Source organism: Rhodococcus sp. NPDC127593 (assembly GCF_042671975.1).
In the GTDB taxonomy this organism is placed as follows: Bacteria; Actinomycetota; Actinomycetes; order Mycobacteriales; family Mycobacteriaceae; genus Rhodococcus_F.
The window spans coordinates 71,779-88,801 of the sequence record NZ_JBHXWI010000028.1; the positions used below are offsets into that span (position 1 = coordinate 71,779).

A 17,023-nucleotide genomic window follows, 5' to 3' on the forward strand; every position below is an offset into this window, starting at 1 on the left:
TAACAAGTACTCACGGGCGCCGAAGGCGCACACCGAGGAGGGCGTCCACGGCGGCGGCGAATTCGCCCGGCGCGGTCGTGTCCGAGCCACCGTTGTCGAGGGCGCGACGGGCCCAGCCGTCGAGGGCGTCGAGTGCCTTCGGGGCGTCGAGATCGTCCGCGAGATGCTGGCGCAGCCGGGCGATCGTGTCGGTGGCCGACTGTGCCGATTCGAGTGCGGCGGCGTCCTTCCACAGCTTCAGCCGGGTGTGGGCGTCGGCGAGAACCTGCTCGGTCCACGGGCGGTCCTGCCGATAGTGCCCGGACAGCAGTCCGAGGCGGATGGCGGCCGGGTCGACACCCTCGCCGCGCAGCTTCGACACGAACACGAGGTTGCCGCGGCTCTTCGACATCTTCTCGCCGTCGAGACCGATCATGCCGGTGTGCACGTAGTGGCGGGCGAAGCGACGGTCGCCCGTGGCCGACTCGGCGTGCGCTGCGGAGTACTCGTGGTGCGGGAAGATCAGGTCGCTGCCGCCGCCCTGCACGTCGAAACCCGATCCGATGCGGTTGAGGGCGATGGCCGAACACTCGATGTGCCAGCCGGGGCGCCCGGGGCCGAACGGCGACGGCCAGGACGGCTCGCCCGGCCGGACCGCACGCCACACCAGGGCGTCGAGGGGATCCTCCTTGCCGGGGCGGTCGGGGTCGCCGCCGCGCTCGGCGAAGAACTTGTCCATGGTCTCGCGGTCGTAGCCGGACTCGTACCCGAACTGCTCCGTCGCTTTGGCACGGAAGTACACGTCGGGGAATTCGGGGTCGTCGACGACGTATGCGGCGCCGGACGCGACGAACTTCTCGACCATCTCGATCACCTCGCCGATCGACTCCACCGCGCCGATGTAGTCGCGCGGGGGCAGCACCCGGAGGGCTTCCATGTCTTCGCGGAACAGCGCCGTCTCGCGCATGCCGAGGACGACCCAGTCCTCACCGTCGCGGTTGGCGCGCTCGAACAGCGGGTCGTCGACGTCGGTGACGTTCTGGACGTAGTGCACGTCGTGCCCGGCGTCACGCCAGATCCGGTTCACCAGATCGAACGTCAGGTATGTGGCCGCGTGACCGAGGTGGGTGGCGTCATAGGGGGTGATACCGCACACGTACATCGTGGCCGTGCGCCCGGGAGTGACGGGGCGAACCTGCCGGTCAGCGGTGTCGAACAACCGCAGCGGAGGCCCCTGGCCTGGAACGGACGGGACAGCGGTTTCGGACCAAGACTGCATGACAGCGAGCCTAGTGGACCCGTGTTTCCGCCTCGGAGGGAGCCGCCGCCCACAGGGCCCCGAACGGGTCCGTCAGAACGCGGGCCACGGGATGGGCCGGTGACCGTTCGGCCGGGGCATCACGGGCGCCGCGAGGAGATCCACGGCACGCTCGTACAGCGCGGCGACCTCGCCGGACGTGATGTGCTCACCGAGCCGCGCACCGAAGTCACCCTCGAGCGAGGAGATCAGTTCGGCGATGTCGACGACGAGGGCGCCCGGCACCTCCGTACCGGCCCACCCCCACAACACGGTCCGCAGCTTGTTCTCCGTGTGCAGGCAAATGCCGTGGTCGACGCCGTAGACGGAACCGTCGAGCCCCTCGAGCGCGTGGCCACCCTTGCGGTCGGCGTTGTTGATCAGCACGTCGAGGACCGCCATCCGCTGCAGCCGCGGGTCGTCTGCATGGATGAGCGCGACCGGTTCGCCGTCCATGTCGGTGGCGCGCAAAATCTCGAACCACCCCTCGGGGACGGCGTCGGGGGCGCAGAGGTCGACCAGGTCGAGACCGCCGGTGTCGTCGGCGTGCCGGTCGGGGGTGTCGACCCACCGCTGCACCATCCCCGGGCCGAACGGACCGTCCCGCAGGAGAGTGCGGGGAATCACACCCCACCCGAGCTGCTCGGACACGAGATACGACGCGTATTCACGCCCGGCGAGTGTGCCGTCCGGGAAGTCCCACAACGGACGCTCCCCGCGGACCGGCTTGTACACGCAGCGGACGGTGTTCTCACCGTCGACCGCGTCGCACACCAAGGTGGCGTTACTGGCGTGGGTGATCTGGCCGATGAGGGTCAGCTCGCCGGACTCCAGAGGATCGGACTCCTCGGCAGGCAACAACCGTCAGTCCTCCTCGTCCATCTCCGGGGTGAGGCCGAAGCTCTGGCCGCGGCGGTACCCGTTGGTCCGGATGCAGATGTGTCCCTCCGGGGCCAGCGGCTCACCGCACAGCGGGCACGGCGCGCGACCGGCGGCGATGACCCGTTCGGACCGCAACGAGAAGTCCCGCGCCTGCAACGGGGTGAGGAAGACGCGCACGGCGTCCGGTCCGTCCTCGGAGTCGTCGAGAACGACGGACTCGTCGAACTCCGTCTCGCTGACGGCGAGCAGTTCCACCACGACGGCTCCGGCGTCCGCGTCCCAGCCCAGGCCCATCGTGCCGACCCGGAACTCGGCGTCGATCGGGGTGACGAGGGGGCTCGCGTCGCCGAGTTCGGCCCCCTCCGGGGGAACCTCCGTCCCGAACCGGCGGTGCACTTCCTCGAGGAGGAGTCCCATCCGGTCGGCCAGAACCTGAACCTGCTGTTTCTCCAGCAGGACGCTGATCACTCGCGCCTCGTGTACTGCCTGGAGATAGAACGACCTGTCGCCGGGCTCACCCACCGTCCCGGCAATGAATCGGTCAGGAGTGCGGAATACGTGAATTGCGCGTGACATTGCACCTCCTTCAGCTGGAGCCGGGCCCTACTGCGGCGCTGCCCACTCGTTGTTCCGTCTCGGACTGTTCCTCGCAGCATGTTGCGTTCATTATCCGTCAATCGTCACCGGCGGGGTCCGCCTAATCGACACCGGCGGGGTCCGCCTAATCGTCACAGGCGGACCTCCCCGCCGGGCACCGATCCGGATACTTCGGCCCGGGCGCCGTCACCGGACACCGGTGGCGTGTTCACTCCCGATAGGTCGGCTCCGGTGTCGTTCATCTTCAGCACGTACGGACGGGTGGAGGTGTACCGGACGACACTGATCGAGGCCGGCTCCGCGACGATTCTCTGGAATCCGTCGAGGTGCGCGCCGAGGGCGTCCGCGAGGACCGACTTGATGACGTCACCGTGCGAGCACGCCACCCACACGACGTCCCGGCCGTGCAGTTCCGCGAGTCGCGCGTCGTGCTCCCGGACCGCGGCGACGGCTCGGGCCTGGACCTGCGCCAGACCTTCCCCTCCCGGGAACACCGCGGCGGACGCGTGCTGCTGCACGACCTTCCACAGCGGTTCCTCGAGCAGGACCTTCAGCTCACGACCCGTCCACTCGCCGTAGTCGACCTCGACCAGCCGATGTTCCACCACCGGGGTCAGGCCCCGTGCGCGGGCGAGCGGTTCCACGGTCTGCTCGCACCGCACGAGCGGCGAATGCACGATCTCCTCGATCACCACGTCCGCGAGCCGGGACACGATGGCCTGCGCCTGCTCGCGGCCGCGGTCGTCGAGTTCGACTCCCGGTGACCGGCCGGCAAGCGTGTGTGCAGTGTTCGAGGTCGACCGCCCGTGGCGCAGCAGCACAACTGTCATTGGCCCAGCCTAGTGTCGTGCACTCCCCGGCCGCCCGATCTCAGGTGGCCGACACGACGCCGGTCGCGAGAAGCGACAGGACGACCACGCCGAGGATGATGCGGTAGCCGACGAACCAGTACATCGAGTGGTCGACGACGAAACGCAGCAGCCATGCGATCGACGCGTAGCCGATGGCGAACGCGATCACGGTCGCGACGAGGAGTTGCGGGCCGCTCGCGTTGAGACCCTCACCGGCCGGTTCGAACGCGTCCGGCAGGCTGAACAGCCCGGACGCGACGACCGCGGGGATGGCGAGCAGGAAGGAGTAACGCGCCGCGGCTTCGCGGGTGAGTCCGAGGAAGAGGCCGGCGCTGATCGTGCCGCCCGACCGCGAGACGCCCGGGATCAGGGCGAGCGCCTGGGCCGAACCCATGATGATGCCGTCCTTGGCGCGCAGGTCCTCGACGGGACGCACCTTCCGCCCGTAGTACTCGGCCGCCGCGATGACGAATGCGAACACGATCAGCATGGTGGCGATCAGCCACAGGTTGCGGGCACCGGTGCGGATCTGGTCCTTGAACAGGAAGCCGAGCACACCGACCGGGATCGTGCCGATGATCACATACCAGCCCATCCGGTAATCGAGGTCACCGCGATGCTCGGGATGGAACAGTCCCCGGAACCACGCGGCGATGATCCGCCCGATGTCGCGGGCGAAGTAGATGAGCACCGCGGCTTCCGTGCCGAGCTGGGTGACGGCGGTGAAGGATGCACCGGCGTCGTCACCGAAGAAGACCTCCGACACGATCCGGAGATGGCCGGACGAGGAGATCGGCAGGAACTCGGTCAATCCCTGGACCGCACCGAGGACAATCGCCTGGAGCCAGGACATCGCCTCGCCCATCACTCACCGGTCCCGAGGTCGAATGTGCCGCTCTGACGCCAATTTCCCATGTCGCGTTCGTAATTCACCGGCGCCACGGTACCGGGGAGGGCGACCTCCGGCAGAATCCGGCGTGGCAGGACCCCTGCCGTGCGATACCCCACTACTCTGCACCTGTGGTGGCCGGTCCCGGGGGGCACCAGCATCTTCGGGGGCGAAGCCCGGGTTGCAGCTACGGTACGAGACGCAGGCGGTTATGGAACAGAGATCGGTCGGAGCAAGCGGGTTACGAGTGTCACGACTCGGCCTGGGCACGCTCACCTGGGGTCGGGACACGGACGGCGACGAGGCCGCGGCGCAGATCGCGGCGTTCGTCGATGCGGGCGGAACGCTCGTCGACACGTCGCCCGCGTACGGCGACGGTGTGGCGCAGCGGATCCTGGCGGAACTGCTCGACGACGTGGTGCCGCGAACGGAACTCGTCCTGAGCTCGAGTTCCGGGATCAACCCGTCGGGTCCGTCGCGGATCGACTGCTCGCGACGGGGTCTCGTCGCCCAGCTCGACGCCACCCTGCGCGAACTCGGCACCGACTACCTGGACATGTGGCAGGTCGCCACCTGGGATCCGTTCACGCCGGTCGACGAGGTCGCCGCCACACTCGATTTCGCGGTGGCGACCGGCCGGGTCCGGTATGTCGGGGCTCGGGGTTACCTCGGGTGGCAGCTGGCCACCGCGGCAGGCGCGTCGCGGGGCACCACGCTCGTCGCCACCCAGGTGGAGTACTCGCTGCTCGCCCGCGGCGTCGAGGAAGAACTCGTTCCGGCCGCGGCGCATCACGGCATCGGTGTGTTCGCGGCGGTGCCGCTCGCCCGCGGGGTCCTGACCGGCAAATACCGTAACGGCATCCCCGTCGATTCACGTGGTGCCGACGACGCGCACGCGCAGGACGTCCAGAGTTACCTCACCGACTCCTCCGTCCGAGTGGTCGACGCGGTCGTGACCGCGGCCGACGGCCTCGGCACGTCCCCGCTGGCCGTCGCGCTCGCGTGGGCGCGCGACCGTCCGGGTGTCGCGAGCGCGGTCGTCGGGGCCAGGGACATCGCACAGCTGACCGGTGTGCTCGTCGCCGAGGAACTGGAGTTGCCTGCCGCGATCGCGGCGGCGCTGGACGACGTCAGCGCCTAGCGTGTGCAGCAGCCGACGGACGTGCACCTGCAGTTCACGTGCAGGGCAGGCTAACCTGGTGCCCACCGGCCGACGCCCGTAGATCTGCAGGAGAGTCCATGACCACGCTGAACGAGGCCGACGCGGCCGATCGCCGAACCGTCGGCTTCGCCGAGCGCATCAAGGCCGGGACGAACGCCGCACACCGGGAGACCGAACAGTCCCGTTTCGTCGGGGCCCTCCTCGCCGGTGAACTCACCTCGGACGGCTACGCCGAACTGCTCGCGCAGACGTATCTCGTCTACCGCGAACTCGAGGACGCCGGGCGCACCCACACCGGCAACCCCGTCGCCTCGCCGTTTCTCCACGACGAACTGCTGCGGGTTCCGTCGCTGGAAGCGGATCTCGAGTTCCTGCGCGGGCCGTCGTGGCGCGAGACGGTGTCCGCGCTGCCCGCCACCACCCGCTACGTGGAGCGGCTTCGCGAGGTGGCGTACGAGTGGCCCGCCGGTTTCGTTGCGCACCACTACATCCGGTACATGGGAGACCTGTCCGGTGGGCAGATCATCCGGCGTATGCTCGAGCGCGCCTACGGGTACACCACCGACGGCCTGCAGTTCTACATCTTCGACGAGATCCCGAAACCGAAGGTGTTCAAGGACACCTACCGCGCGAAACTCGACGCCGCGCCCCTGTCTCCGGAGGACCAGCAACGGGTGATCGACGAGGTCAACCTCGCCTACCGCCTCAACGGCGACCTGTTCGCCGCCCTCGAAGCGGACATCGACCGGTACCTCGCACGATGAGATCGGTGTTCCGGACCCGCACGGACAGGTCGCCGTTCGCCGTCCTCGTCCTGCTTCTCGTGTCCGCGGTGGGGGTGTCGGCGTGCACTTCCGGCGCCGGTGACAGCGCCGGCGGCACCGGCGGTGCGCGCACGGCGGTCCTCGACGACCTGGATCCCGAACCTCTCGCGTCCCCCGCCACGCCGGTGCTGCCCGTCACGGTCCGCGGTTTCGACGGGACGGACGTGACGATCACGGACGCGAGCCGGATCGTGACCGCGGACCGCTACGGAACGCTCACCGAGACGGTCTTCGCGCTCGGACTCGGCGACAACGTGGTGGGCCGGGACATCGCCTCCGAGTTCCCGGCCGCACAGGACGTGCCGGTGGTGACACCGGGCGGGCAGTCCCTCAACGCCGAGGCCATCCTCGACCTGGCGCCGACGGTGATCCTCACCGACACCAGCATCGGACCGCAGGCCGTGCAGGATCAGCTGCGGGCAGCCGGTATTCCGGTCGTCTATTTCGATCCGACGCGGACCCTCGAGGGCGTGCCCGCTCAGATCACGGCGGTGGCGAACGCGCTCGGCGTGCCCGAGCAGGGCCGCGAACTCGCGGCCCGCACCGAGACCGAGATCGCGGCCGCCCGGAGTCGCGCCCCCCAGGGCGACGATCCCCTGAAGATCGCATTCCTCTATCTGCGTGGCACCGCGATCACCATGATCGGCGGCCCGGGCTCGGGTGCCGACTCGCTGATCGACGCGCTCGGCGCCGTCGACGCCGGCACCGCATCGGGCATCACGCAGCAGTTCGCGCCGATCACCAGTGAGGCCCTCATCGCCGCCGCTCCCGACGTCCTCCTGATGATGACGGGCGGGCTCGAATCGATCGGCGGCATCGAGGGACTGGAGAAGGTCCCCGGGGTGGCGCAGACTCCGGCGGGCAAGAACCAGCGCGTCGTCGACATGCAGGACGGGGTGCTGCTCAGCTTCGGCCCGAACACGGGCCGTGTTCTCGGCGCGTTGGCCGACGCCGTCTACCCGACCGACAATCCATGACCGTCGAGGACCTCCACGCTCCGGGTAAGCCTTCCTCACGCACTCGAACCGGTGCCGTCCTCGGCGGTCTGCTGATCGCCCTTGCCGTCGCCGCCGTCTTCTCGGCCTGCATCGGACAGGTGCCGACCGGACCCGGAGAGGTTCTCGGCAGCATCCTGCACCGCATCGGACTGGATCTCGGACCGATGCCTGCGCACCCCAGCGGCGAGGTGACGCTCTGGGAGGTCCGGTTCCCGCGCGTGGTCCTCGCCATCCTGGTCGGGGCGGCGCTCGGATGCGCGGGTGCGCTGCTGCAGGGTGTGTTCGCGAACCCGCTCGCCGAACCCGGTGTCATCGGGGTGTCCGCCGGCGCCGCGGTCGGCGCCAGCGCCGCCATCGTGGTCGGCGGCGCGTTCGCGGCCGGGTGGACGGTGGCCGCGGCCGCATTCGTCGCCGGACTGATCACCACCGTCGCCGTCTACGTCCTCGCCCGGCACGAGGGCCGCACCGAGGTCGTCACCCTCGTCCTCACCGGTGTCGCGGTCAACGCGTTCGCCGGCGGCCTCATCGCCTTCTTCACGTTCATCGCATCCCCGGCCGCCCGCGATCAGATCGTCTTCTGGCAACTGGGCAGCCTCAACGGGGCCACCTGGAACGCCGTCGCGGTGGTGGCGCCGATGACCGTCGCCGGGATCGCCGCCACGATGATGATCGCCGGGAAACTCGACCTGCTGTCCCTCGGCGAGAGCGCGGCCCGGCACCTCGGCCTCGACGTCGAGCGGCTGCGTCAGCTCGCCGTGCTGATCGTCGCCCTGCTCGTCTCGTCCAGCGTCGCCTTCACCGGCATCATCCTGTTCGTCGGACTGGTCGTCCCGCACCTGATGCGCATCGCCGTCGGGCCCGGCCACCGGGCCCTGATTCCGGCGAGCGCGCTGTGCGGCTCGCTCGTGCTGCTGCTCGCCGACCTCGGCGCCCGGTCACTCGTGGCGAACGCGGACCTCCCGCTCGGCATGCTGACAGCCCTTGTCGGCGGGCCGTTCTTCTTCTGGTTGCTGCGCCGCACCCGGGCCAGTCAGGGCGGGTGGGCATGAGTCCGTCATTCCACCCGCTCCGCACCCGAGTCGGCGAGGCCATCGAGCAGAGCCTGTTCCGACGGACCGACCCGGTGCCCCCTCCGCGCCCCTCGGGGGCCGTGACGCTGCGGGCGGACGGCATCGCGGTCACCCGCGGGGGCAGGCCGGTGCTCGACGACGTGTCCGTGGACGTGCGGATCGGCGAGGTCCTCGTCCTCGTCGGCCCCAACGGGGCAGGCAAGTCGACCCTCCTCGCGGCGCTGTCGGGCGATCAGTACGTGCACGCGGGCACCGTGCACCTCGACGACCGGGATCTCGGAGAGTGGACGGCGCTCGAGATGGCCCAGCGCCGGGCGGTCCTCCCCCAGCAGAACACGGTCGGATTCTCGTTCACCGCGCGTCAGGTGATCACGATGGGCCGCTCACCGTGGGCACGCACGCCCCGCTCCGACGACGACGCCGCCGCGATCGCCGAGGCCATGCGGATCTGCGACGTCGTGGCGTTCGCCGACCGGCCGTTCACCGCGCTGTCGGGTGGCGAACGTGCGCGGGCGGCTCTGGCGCGGGTGCTGGCGCAGCGCACCGAGACGATCCTGCTCGACGAGCCCACCGCCGCCCTCGACCTCGGCCACCAGGAGACCGTGATGCGTCTCGCCCGCTCCCGCGCGGAGCAGGGCACCGCGGTGGTGGTCGTCCTCCACGACCTCGCGCTCGCCGCCGCGTACGCGGACCGGATCGTGGTCCTCGAGCAGGGCCGCGTCGCCGCCGACGGCCCTCCCGCCGACGTCCTGTCCGAGGACTTGCTGACCCGGGTGTACGGGCACCCCGTCGAGGTCATCGCGCACCCGGTGACCGGTGCGACCCTCGTCCTCCCCCGCCGCGATCACCGCTAGACCGCGGGGTCACAGTCCGTCGATGACAGCCCCGAGACGGCTGAGGACCGCCCGCACGGTGATCCCGTCCTCCGGCGGCCCCGCCACCTGGGAATCGGGATCGGACACGGCATCTCTCACGACGGCGACGATGCTGCGTTCATCGGTCAGGTCGATCTCCCGGACCGAGCGCCGCGCCGACGCCACGATGTCTTCCGGAGCCGGAACCTCGGTTTCGACGTCGGCGCGGTAGACCTCGACGTGCATCGTGCTCTTGCGCACCCGGAATGCGTAGGAGTTACCTTCTGCGGTCCGGCCGAAGCCGTGTGCGTGCGGTCCGACCGAGATGTCTTCGACGGTGAACGTCGGTGTTTCGGGAATTTCCACGGTCTTCTCCTCGATGACCTGGGCCGGCGGTCGGGAAACCGCCGGGCGCGGGGTCGATGTTTCTCACGGTATCGCCTCGGCACCCGCTCGGCACCGACCGCTTTCGTGGGCGTTTCGCGGATCAGGGATGCTTGTGGGTAGTTGTGCAGGTGTAGGTCGATGAGAGAACCCCGAGGAGCAGCACATGGGTAGACCGGGAGCGCGCGTCGTCGCCTCGTGTATCGGAGCGGCATTTCTACTGGTCACGGGCTGTTCGTCGAACTCCGACGAGGATCAGGCGATCACGATCGCGCCCGCGAGTGCCGCGCAGTCCCCGGGCCAGACCACCTCACCCGCCGGTGTCGTCCACCCCGTCGGCCTGCCGATCGAGTCCACCACATTCGACCCCGAGACCCGCACAACCGTGGTCCTGGGAGGCGAAGGCAACCAGATCCTGCTGTTCCCGGCCGGGGATTTCACGGCGGCTCCGCGGGTGATTCCGCTGGACGACACCGTCGCCCAGGTCTCCCTCGCCCCCGGTGGTGTAGCGCTCCTCGCCATGAACACGCAGGTAGGACGGCTCGACCTGCGAACGGGCGAGGTGACGTTCGTACCGGCCGACGGCGACGTCCGTTCGGTGGCCCAACTGCCCGACGGGCGGCTGGCGATGGGCCTGGGCAATGGCGAGATTCACATCGTGAACACCGCGACGAACGAGTCACAGGTGATCGGCGGCCTCACGTCCGTCGACGGGCTTGCCGTCGTCGGCGACTCGCTCACCGCTCTCGACCGTGGTCAGACGTCCGTCACCGCCATCGACGTCCCCGGTGCCGCGCTCGGCGTCGCGCTGCGCGCCGGTGAAGGCGCGACGCAGCTCACGACCGATCACTACGGACGAATCCTCGTCACCGACACCACCGGCGACGAACTGCTCGCCTACACCACCGACACCCTGATGCTCCGCCAGCGGTTCCCCGCCGGGCTCGCGCCGTACGCCGTCGCCTACGACGACACCGCCGACCGGGCGTGGGTCACGCTGACCGAGACCAACGAAGTGGTCGGATTCGACCTGTCGAGCGGTGTCGGCGTGGAAACGGCACGGTATCCCACCGTCCGGCAGCCGAACTCTGTCACTGTGGATACCGTGAACGGTGACCTCCTGATCGGTTCCGCGACGGGAGACGGCCTGCAGCAGATCCCGACGAGGAGTTCGTAGATGGCATCGCATTCACGTCGACTCCCCTCCGGGTGGGAGATCGAATCCGAGGACTTCGAGTACGTGCCGCTCCGGCTGCCACCCGACGTCACCCGCATCAGCGCTTCGATGAGGTTGGCCATCCAGGCGGAGTTCGGTGGCTGGGAGCTGTCCCGAGTCCGCCTGTACTCCGACGGAAGCCGCCGTGTGCTGCTCAAACGAAGGAAAACCGCTCACCATGTCCCCGACCCCGCAATCTAGGGAGACCTCCTTGTACCACCTGCTCTTACGGGTGATGTTCCGCGTTCCGCCGGAGCGGATTCATCATCTGGCCTTCGCTGCGATGCGCCTGGTCACGCGGTTCTCGCCGCTGCGTCAGCTCGTCGGCAAGGTTCTCGTCGTGGACGATCCGGTACTGCAGAACACCGTGTTCGGACTCGACTTCCCGGCGCCGCTCGGACTGGCCGCCGGGTTCGACAAGGATGCGACCGGCGTCGACACGTGGGGTCCCCTCGGCTTCGGGTTCGCCGAGGTGGGCACCGTCACCGCCCAGGCGCAGCCCGGCAACCCGGCTCCCCGCCTGTTCCGGCTGCCCGCGGACCGCGCCCTGATCAACCGAATGGGTTTCAACAATCACGGCGCAGGCAATGCCGCCAATCATCTCCGTCAGCGCCGGGCCGGTGTCCCGATCGGCGCGAACATCGGCAAGACCAAGATCGTCGACGCCGCGGACGCCCCTGCCGATTACACCGCGAGCGCGCAACTGCTCGGCCCGCTGGCCGACTTCATGGTCGTCAACGTCAGCTCACCGAACACCCCGGGACTGCGGGACCTGCAGGCCGTCGAATCTCTCCGGCCTCTCCTGCGTGCCGTTCTCGACTGCGTGACCGTCCCGGTTCTGGTGAAGATCGCCCCCGACCTGTCCGACGACGACGTCGACGCGGTCGCGGATCTGGCGCTCGAACTCGGCCTGGCCGGCATCGTCGCGACCAACACGACCATCCGCCGAGACGGGCTGAACACCCCGGACGTCGAGGTGACCGCGATCGGAGCCGGCGGGTTGTCGGGACCTCCGGTCGCCGAACGATCCCTCGAGGTTCTCCGCCGCCTGCACGCGCGGGTGGGCGATCGCCTGGTGCTGATCTCCGTCGGCGGTATCGAGACGGTCGACCAGGCATGGGAACGGATCCTGGCCGGGGCGTCCCTCGTGCAGGGGTACACCGGATTCATCTACGGCGGGCCGTTCTGGGCTCGCCGCATCCACAAGGGGCTGGCCCGGAAGGTGCGCGAGGCCGGCTACTCCTCCGTCGCCGATGCGGTCGGCGCCGGCGCCGTGCGCTGACACGGACCGCACACAGACCGGTGGCCGGCGAATCCCGAGGATTCGCCGGCCACCCGTGTCTTCCGGACTTATCGAGCTACTGCTCGTACGTCCCCTGGATCTTCGCGCGAGCGATCGCGTGCGAGAACAGGTTGAAACCCAGGAACGCCGGCGTCGAGTCGGCCGTGACCCCGTCGAGAGTCTCCACGTCGAGCGCGTGGACCACGATGATGTAGCGATGCGGCCCGTGTCCTGCCGGCGGGGCCGCGCCGAGGAAACGGCTCAGTCCGGCGTCGTTCTTCAGCGTGATCGCACCGCTGGGAAGCCCGGTTCCGTCGTCGTCGCCTGCACCGCTCACCAAGGTGGTCGTGTCGGCCGGAATGTTGGCGACCGCCCAGTGCCAGAATCCGGACGCCGTCGGCGCGTCGGGGTCGTACACGGTCACCGCGAAGCTCTTGGTCTCGGCGGGGAACCCCGACCACGACAGCTGCGGTGAGTTGTCGTAGCCGCCGGCGCCGAAGATTCCGCTGACCTGTTCCTTGTTCAGCGGCTGCCCGTCGGTGACGTCGGTGGAGGTCAGCTCGAAACTCGGCAGGTCGGGAAGTGCCTCGTACGGGTCGTGTGACATGCGGTTCCTCTCTTGTCGCGTATCGGTTCTCGGATCAGCTGTGGAGCAGAAAATGTTCCAGCACGCGTGTACCGAACAGTAGTGCGTCGACGGGTACCCGTTCGTCGACACCGTGGAACAGCGCGCTGAAATCCAGGTCGGCGGGCAGCTGCAGCGGAGCGAACCCGAAGCACCGGATGCCGAGCTTCGCGAACGCCTTGGCGTCGGTTCCGCCGGACAGCATGTAGGGGACGGTCCGGGCACCGGGATCGTGCGCGAGGATCGCGTCGTTCATGGCGTCTACGAGATGCCCGTCGAACGTGGTCTCGTAGGAGTCGAGTTTCGTGATCCATTCGCGCTGGACGTCCGGTCCGATGAGCTCGTCGACCGCCGCCTCGAAATCGGCCTGCCTGCCGGGCAGGATCCGGCAGTCGACGACAGCCTCCGCGGTCTGCGGGATGACGTTGGCCTTGTAGCCGGCCGACAGCATGGTCGGGTTCGCGGTATCCCGGAGGGTGGCGCCGATGATGTTGGCGATGGTGCCGAGTTTCGCGAGGGTGCCGTCGAGGTCGGGCGACTTCGGGTCGAAGTCGAGTCCGGTCTCCTCACCCGCCGCTTCGAGGAATTCGGCCACCGAATCGGAGATCACCAACGGGAACGTGTGCGCACCCAGCCGGGCGACCGCCTGCGCCAGGATGGTGACGGCGTTGTCGGTGTGCAGGAACGAACCGTGCCCGGCCCGGCCTTTGGCGGTCAGCCGCATCCATCCGAGACCCTTCTCCGCGGTCTCCACGAGATAGAGCCTGCGGTCGGTGCCGTCCGGTCGCGGAACGGTCAGGGAGAATCCGCCGACCTCACCGACAGCTTCCGTCACACCCTCGAACAGATCGGGTCGATTCTCGACGAGCCATTGGCAGCCGTATTTGCCACCGGCCTCCTCGTCGGCGACGAAGGCGAACACGAGGTCGCGGGGAGGAACGATCCCCTCGGCCTTGAACTGGCGGGCGACCGCCAGGATTATCCCGACCATGTCCTTCATGTCGACGGCGCCGCGACCCCATACGTAGCCGTCCTCGACGGCTCCGGAGAACGGGTGGACGCGCCAATCGGCCGGCTCGGCGGGAACGACGTCGAGGTGGCCGTGCAGCATGAGGGCGCCGCGATCGGGGTTCGAGCCCTTCAGCCGAGCGAACACGTTGCCACGGCCCGGCGCACCCGACTCCACGTACTCGGTCTCGTACCCGACTTCCTGCAGCTGGGCCGCCACCCACTCCGCACACTCGCGCTCGCCCTTCGTCGTGGTGAGCTCTCCGGTGTTGGACGTGTCGAAGCGGATCAATGAACTGACGAGATCCACGACTTCGGCTTCGGCGCGACCCTGGCCTGGGGTTTCCTGTGTAGTTGGCACTCCACTTTCCTACCACCGCAGCAGCGGAAACGCTCAGGTGAGAGGGGCGATTTGGGCCGTGGCGGTTCATCGGTTAATCTTTTGCAGCACCCAGGAAATGGGGGCAAGCAGGTCCGAGTGGCGGAATGGCAGACGCGCTAGCTTGAGGTGCTAGTGTCCTATTAACGGACGTGGGGGTTCAAGTCCCCCCTCGGACACTCTGAGTTGAGACAGACGAAAAGGCCCCGGTTCATCGAACCGGGGCCTTCTTCGTGAGAGGGCGAAGTTCGATGGGCGAAACAACGACGACGATCGATCCCGCGGATCTCGAGATCTGCCTGAAGGTTCTCGATCAGGCCGCGGAACTCGACGATGCGGATCCCGATTCCGTCACGGTCCAGCGCGCTGTCGGTCACCTCTTCAAGAAGTTGAAGAAGCGCAGGCGGATCGCGGCCCGCGACGCCGTCTCCGAATCCGACCGTCAGGTCGTCGCCGCGACCGCCACGGGTTCCCCCGATCGGATCGACGACGAGACCGCGGGCATCCCGCTCACGTCGAACGCCGATGGCGCGTCCGCGGGCACCCTGATCCGGCCCCGCCCCTGCTACATCTGCAAGCAGCGCTACACCCGAGTCGACGCCTTCTACCACCAGCTGTGCCCCGACTGCGCGGCCAAGAGCCGCGCCAAGCGGGACGCGCGCGCCGACCTCACCGGCCGCCGGGCGCTGCTGACCGGCGGTCGCGCCAAGATCGGCATGTACATCGCCCTGCGATTGCTCCGCGACGGAGCCCACACGACGATCACGACACGTTTCCCCAACGACGCCATCCGCCGGTTCAAGGCGATGGAGGACAGCAGCGAGTGGATCCACCGGCTGCGCGTCGTCGGTATCGATCTGCGCGACCCGGCGCAGGTCGTCGCGCTGGCCGACTCCGTTGCCGCGCAGGGCCCACTGGACATCCTGATCAACAACGCCGCGCAGACGGTGCGACGCTCCCCCGGCGCCTACAGCGCGCTGGCGGATGCCGAGTCCGGCGCCCTTCCCTCCGGCGACCTGCCGGACGTCCTGACGTTCGGCAAGACGAGTGACGCCCACCCGGCGGCACTCGCCGGTTCGCTGTCCGACGTGTCCGCGATGGCGGGCACCGCACTGTCCCCCGATGCGGTGAGCTCGCTCGCACTGGTCGCGAAGTCGGCATCCCCCGATCGCATCGACCAGGGTCTCGCGATCGACGCCGGCGGACTCCTGCCCGACCTCGCGCACACGAACAGCTGGGTCCAGACGGTCGAGGAAGTCGACCCGATCGAGCTGCTCGAGGTGCAGTTGTGCAACTCGGTCGCCCCGTTCATCCTCGTGTCCCGATTGCGGCCCGCGATGGCGGCGGCAGGCGCCCGCCGCAAATACGTGGTGAACGTCTCTGCGATGGAAGGCCAGTTCAGCCGCGCCTACAAGGGTCCGGGGCATCCGCACACCAACATGGCGAAGGCCGCGCTGAACATGCTCACCCGCACCAGCGCCAGGGAGATGCTCGAGGACGGCATCCTCATGACCGCGGTGGACACCGGGTGGATCACCGACGAGCGGCCGCACTACACCAAGATGCGCCTGGCCGACGAGGGCTTCCACGCCCCTCTCGACCTGGTCGACGGCGCCGCCCGTGTCTACGACCCGATCGTCCAGGGCGAGCAGGGCGTCGATCTGCACGGCTGCTTCCTGAAGGACTACGAGCCCTCACCCTGGTGATCGAGCACCGCCCGGATCCACCTACGAGAGCATCGACACAGCCGGAGCACTCTCCGGCACGGGGATAATAGGGGTCGTACCCATACCTGAAAATGGAGGCGCTTCATGGCGATAGCCGTTGTCCACCGAGACAGCCCGGAAGGCCGGGCGGCCATCGTCCACGCCGCCCGCGAGGCTGTGCAACGACGGGAACAGCTGCTCGTCCTCCACGTCCTCGACGACGACCCCGGGCAGGACGCCGAGTCCGACAAGTCCGCCCTGCGCGCCGAGATCCAGGCCACGCTCGAGGGCGGCGGGGTCGGCGAGTCGTCGTGGGAACTGCGCACCAACGAACACGACGGCGATCAGGTGAGCGCACTGCGCGCGCTGGTCGACAGCAGCGGTGCGGATCTGCTCGTCGTGGGTACCCGGCGCATGTCCCCGATCGGCAAGTTCCTCCTGGAACGATGGCTGCAGCGCCTCCTCCTCGAGATCGACATTCCGATCCTGGTGGTCAAGGAAGACGTGCGCGGCACCGCCTGAGCCGGTTACCCGGCGGACCCGGCCGGGCGACGCCTACGATGGCGTAGGGGGAACTTCGGATGTCAGGGGTGCATCGATGGGGAGCGTTGTCTTCTACGAGGTCGTCGCGGACGCGACAGTTGTCGCGCACCTGATCTTCATCCTCTACGTCGTGTGCGGCGGGTTTCTCGCCTGGCACTGGCCGCGCACCATCGCCCTCCACCTCGCGGCGGTGGCCTGGGGATTCACCGGCCTCCTCGTCGGCATCGACTGTCCGCTGACTCACCTGGAGAGCTGGGCCCGGGTCCGCGCCGGGCAGGACCCACTCCCCTCGTCCGGATTCATCTCCCACTACCTCACCGGGGTCGTCTACCCGGAATCCGCCGCGGGAGCGATACAGACCCTCGCCGCGCTCGGCGTCGTCACCTCCTGGGTCGGCTACGTCGTGCTGCGGCTCCGCACCCGGGTACCCCTCGCACCCACCCACCCCGGTGGTACCGGAGCCTGAGCTCGCCCTTC

The 17,023-nt window shown here is 68.8% G+C and carries 19 protein-coding genes and 1 tRNA gene; 12 read left to right on the plus strand and 8 right to left on the minus strand.

The genetic code is table 11. From position 1 onward, the window contains the following. Positions 1–10: 10 nt before the first annotated feature. From mshC to ACFVJ3_RS25555, 5 genes are all read right to left on the minus strand, one after another. Positions 11–1,258: a cysteine--1-D-myo-inosityl 2-amino-2-deoxy-alpha-D-glucopyranoside ligase gene (gene mshC / locus ACFVJ3_RS25535; protein WP_378454706.1), complete on the minus strand. Its 1,248-nt coding sequence runs from the start codon at positions 1,256–1,258 to the stop codon at positions 11–13. A 72-nt stretch (positions 1,259–1,330) separates the two neighbouring features. Continuing rightward, positions 1,331–2,134: an SCO1664 family protein gene (locus tag ACFVJ3_RS25540; protein ID WP_378454758.1), complete on the minus strand. Its 804-nt coding sequence runs from the start codon at positions 2,132–2,134 to the stop codon at positions 1,331–1,333. 6 nt (positions 2,135–2,140) lie between these two features. Beyond that, the gene (locus tag ACFVJ3_RS25545) at positions 2,141–2,734 is read right to left on the minus strand and encodes a DUF3090 domain-containing protein (RefSeq protein ID WP_378454707.1); all 594 of its coding nucleotides are present in this window, start codon (positions 2,732–2,734) and stop codon (positions 2,141–2,143) included. 152 nt (positions 2,735–2,886) lie between these two features. Continuing rightward, positions 2,887–3,585, minus strand: a complete 699-nt coding sequence (locus ACFVJ3_RS25550; RefSeq protein WP_378454708.1) for a histidine phosphatase family protein — start codon at positions 3,583–3,585, stop codon at positions 2,887–2,889. 40 nt (positions 3,586–3,625) lie between these two features. Then, positions 3,626–4,471, minus strand: a complete 846-nt coding sequence (locus ACFVJ3_RS25555) for an undecaprenyl-diphosphate phosphatase (protein WP_378454709.1) — start codon at positions 4,469–4,471, stop codon at positions 3,626–3,628. Between the two features lie 235 nt (positions 4,472–4,706). On the opposite strand from ACFVJ3_RS25555, the gene ACFVJ3_RS25560 reads away from it, so the two are divergent. The 5 genes from ACFVJ3_RS25560 to ACFVJ3_RS25580 all read left to right on the plus strand — a co-directional run bounded on the left by ACFVJ3_RS25560 (position 4,707) and on the right by ACFVJ3_RS25580 (position 9,403). Beyond that, entirely contained in the window at positions 4,707–5,636 is a 930-nt protein-coding gene (locus ACFVJ3_RS25560) for an aldo/keto reductase (RefSeq protein ID WP_378454710.1), read from the plus strand. A 98-nt stretch (positions 5,637–5,734) separates the two neighbouring features. Then, positions 5,735–6,421: a heme oxygenase (biliverdin-producing) gene (locus ACFVJ3_RS25565; protein ID WP_378454711.1), complete on the plus strand. Its 687-nt coding sequence runs from the start codon at positions 5,735–5,737 to the stop codon at positions 6,419–6,421. Continuing rightward, the gene (locus tag ACFVJ3_RS25570; protein WP_378454712.1) at positions 6,418–7,458 is read left to right on the plus strand and encodes a hemin ABC transporter substrate-binding protein; all 1,041 of its coding nucleotides are present in this window, start codon (positions 6,418–6,420) and stop codon (positions 7,456–7,458) included. The genes ACFVJ3_RS25565 and ACFVJ3_RS25570 overlap by 4 nt, the downstream gene beginning before the upstream one ends. After that, positions 7,455–8,528, plus strand: a complete 1,074-nt coding sequence (locus ACFVJ3_RS25575; RefSeq protein ID WP_378454713.1) for a FecCD family ABC transporter permease — start codon at positions 7,455–7,457, stop codon at positions 8,526–8,528. Before ACFVJ3_RS25570 ends, ACFVJ3_RS25575 begins: the two co-directional genes overlap by 4 nt. Beyond that, positions 8,525–9,403, plus strand: a complete 879-nt coding sequence (locus ACFVJ3_RS25580; RefSeq protein ID WP_378454714.1) for a heme ABC transporter ATP-binding protein — start codon at positions 8,525–8,527, stop codon at positions 9,401–9,403. The genes ACFVJ3_RS25575 and ACFVJ3_RS25580 overlap by 4 nt, the downstream gene beginning before the upstream one ends. A gap of 9 nt (positions 9,404–9,412) precedes the next feature. On the opposite strand, the gene ACFVJ3_RS25585 is transcribed toward ACFVJ3_RS25580, so the two are convergent. Next, positions 9,413–9,769 (minus strand): hypothetical protein, encoded by a 357-nt coding sequence (locus ACFVJ3_RS25585; protein ID WP_378454715.1) that lies wholly within the window; start codon positions 9,767–9,769, stop codon positions 9,413–9,415. Positions 9,770–9,953: 184 nt separating this feature from the next. On the opposite strand from ACFVJ3_RS25585, the gene ACFVJ3_RS25590 reads away from it, so the two are divergent. The 3 genes from ACFVJ3_RS25590 to ACFVJ3_RS25600 are packed head-to-tail and all read left to right on the plus strand — an operon-like array spanning position 9,954 to position 12,285. Further along, entirely contained in the window at positions 9,954–10,964 is a 1,011-nt protein-coding gene (locus ACFVJ3_RS25590; protein ID WP_378454716.1) for a hypothetical protein, read from the plus strand. Continuing rightward, positions 10,965–11,204: a DUF5703 family protein gene (locus tag ACFVJ3_RS25595; RefSeq protein WP_005243088.1), complete on the plus strand. Its 240-nt coding sequence runs from the start codon at positions 10,965–10,967 to the stop codon at positions 11,202–11,204. 10 nt (positions 11,205–11,214) lie between these two features. Next, a complete protein-coding gene (locus ACFVJ3_RS25600) occupies positions 11,215–12,285 on the plus strand; it encodes a quinone-dependent dihydroorotate dehydrogenase (RefSeq protein WP_378454717.1) in 1,071 nt (356 codons plus the stop codon). A 76-nt stretch (positions 12,286–12,361) separates the two neighbouring features. On the opposite strand, the gene ACFVJ3_RS25605 is transcribed toward ACFVJ3_RS25600, so the two are convergent. Both ACFVJ3_RS25605 and ACFVJ3_RS25610 read right to left on the minus strand, forming a co-directional pair. Next, on the minus strand, positions 12,362–12,892 hold the full coding sequence (locus tag ACFVJ3_RS25605) for a YbhB/YbcL family Raf kinase inhibitor-like protein (protein ID WP_378454718.1): 531 nt from the start codon (positions 12,890–12,892) through the stop codon (positions 12,362–12,364). 34 nt (positions 12,893–12,926) lie between these two features. Next, a complete protein-coding gene (locus tag ACFVJ3_RS25610) occupies positions 12,927–14,279 on the minus strand; it encodes a M20/M25/M40 family metallo-hydrolase (RefSeq protein ID WP_378454719.1) in 1,353 nt (450 codons plus the stop codon). Positions 14,280–14,390: 111 nt separating this feature from the next. Between ACFVJ3_RS25610 and ACFVJ3_RS25615 the strand changes: the two genes are divergently transcribed. From ACFVJ3_RS25615 to ACFVJ3_RS25630, 4 genes are all read left to right on the plus strand, one after another. Beyond that, positions 14,391–14,476 (plus strand) — tRNA-Leu (locus tag ACFVJ3_RS25615). Between the two features lie 72 nt (positions 14,477–14,548). Beyond that, the gene (locus tag ACFVJ3_RS25620) at positions 14,549–16,003 is read left to right on the plus strand and encodes an SDR family NAD(P)-dependent oxidoreductase (RefSeq protein ID WP_378454720.1); all 1,455 of its coding nucleotides are present in this window, start codon (positions 14,549–14,551) and stop codon (positions 16,001–16,003) included. 105 nt (positions 16,004–16,108) lie between these two features. Next, positions 16,109–16,525 carry a universal stress protein gene (locus ACFVJ3_RS25625; RefSeq protein ID WP_378454721.1) on the plus strand — a complete coding sequence of 139 codons (417 nt, stop codon included), beginning with the start codon at positions 16,109–16,111 and terminating at the stop codon, positions 16,523–16,525. Positions 16,526–16,601: 76 nt separating this feature from the next. Continuing rightward, positions 16,602–17,012, plus strand: coding sequence for a DUF2784 domain-containing protein (locus tag ACFVJ3_RS25630; RefSeq protein WP_378454722.1), 411 nt, complete (start codon positions 16,602–16,604; stop codon positions 17,010–17,012). Positions 17,013–17,023 lie beyond the last annotated feature (11 nt).

Coding starts and splice junctions, on each gene's coding strand:
- mshC (WP_378454706.1), bottom strand. CDS start 1,258: ATGCAGTCTTGGTCCGAAACCGCTGTCCCGTCCGTTCCAGGCCAGGGG.
- ACFVJ3_RS25545 (WP_378454707.1), bottom strand. CDS start 2,734: ATGTCACGCGCAATTCACGTATTCCGCACTCCTGACCGATTCATTGCC.
- ACFVJ3_RS25550 (WP_378454708.1), bottom strand. CDS start 3,585: ATGACAGTTGTGCTGCTGCGCCACGGGCGGTCGACCTCGAACACTGCA.
- ACFVJ3_RS25555 (WP_378454709.1), bottom strand. CDS start 4,471: ATGGGCGAGGCGATGTCCTGGCTCCAGGCGATTGTCCTCGGTGCGGTC.
- ACFVJ3_RS25560 (WP_378454710.1), top strand. CDS start 4,707: ATGGAACAGAGATCGGTCGGAGCAAGCGGGTTACGAGTGTCACGACTC.
- ACFVJ3_RS25565 (WP_378454711.1), top strand. CDS start 5,735: ATGACCACGCTGAACGAGGCCGACGCGGCCGATCGCCGAACCGTCGGC.
- ACFVJ3_RS25570 (WP_378454712.1), top strand. CDS start 6,418: ATGAGATCGGTGTTCCGGACCCGCACGGACAGGTCGCCGTTCGCCGTC.
- ACFVJ3_RS25575 (WP_378454713.1), top strand. CDS start 7,455: ATGACCGTCGAGGACCTCCACGCTCCGGGTAAGCCTTCCTCACGCACT.
- ACFVJ3_RS25580 (WP_378454714.1), top strand. CDS start 8,525: ATGAGTCCGTCATTCCACCCGCTCCGCACCCGAGTCGGCGAGGCCATC.
- ACFVJ3_RS25590 (WP_378454716.1), top strand. CDS start 9,954: ATGGGTAGACCGGGAGCGCGCGTCGTCGCCTCGTGTATCGGAGCGGCA.
- ACFVJ3_RS25595 (WP_005243088.1), top strand. CDS start 10,965: ATGGCATCGCATTCACGTCGACTCCCCTCCGGGTGGGAGATCGAATCC.
- ACFVJ3_RS25605 (WP_378454718.1), bottom strand. CDS start 12,892: ATGTCACACGACCCGTACGAGGCACTTCCCGACCTGCCGAGTTTCGAG.
- ACFVJ3_RS25620 (WP_378454720.1), top strand. CDS start 14,549: ATGGGCGAAACAACGACGACGATCGATCCCGCGGATCTCGAGATCTGC.
- ACFVJ3_RS25625 (WP_378454721.1), top strand. CDS start 16,109: ATGGCGATAGCCGTTGTCCACCGAGACAGCCCGGAAGGCCGGGCGGCC.
- ACFVJ3_RS25630 (WP_378454722.1), top strand. CDS start 16,602: ATGGGGAGCGTTGTCTTCTACGAGGTCGTCGCGGACGCGACAGTTGTC.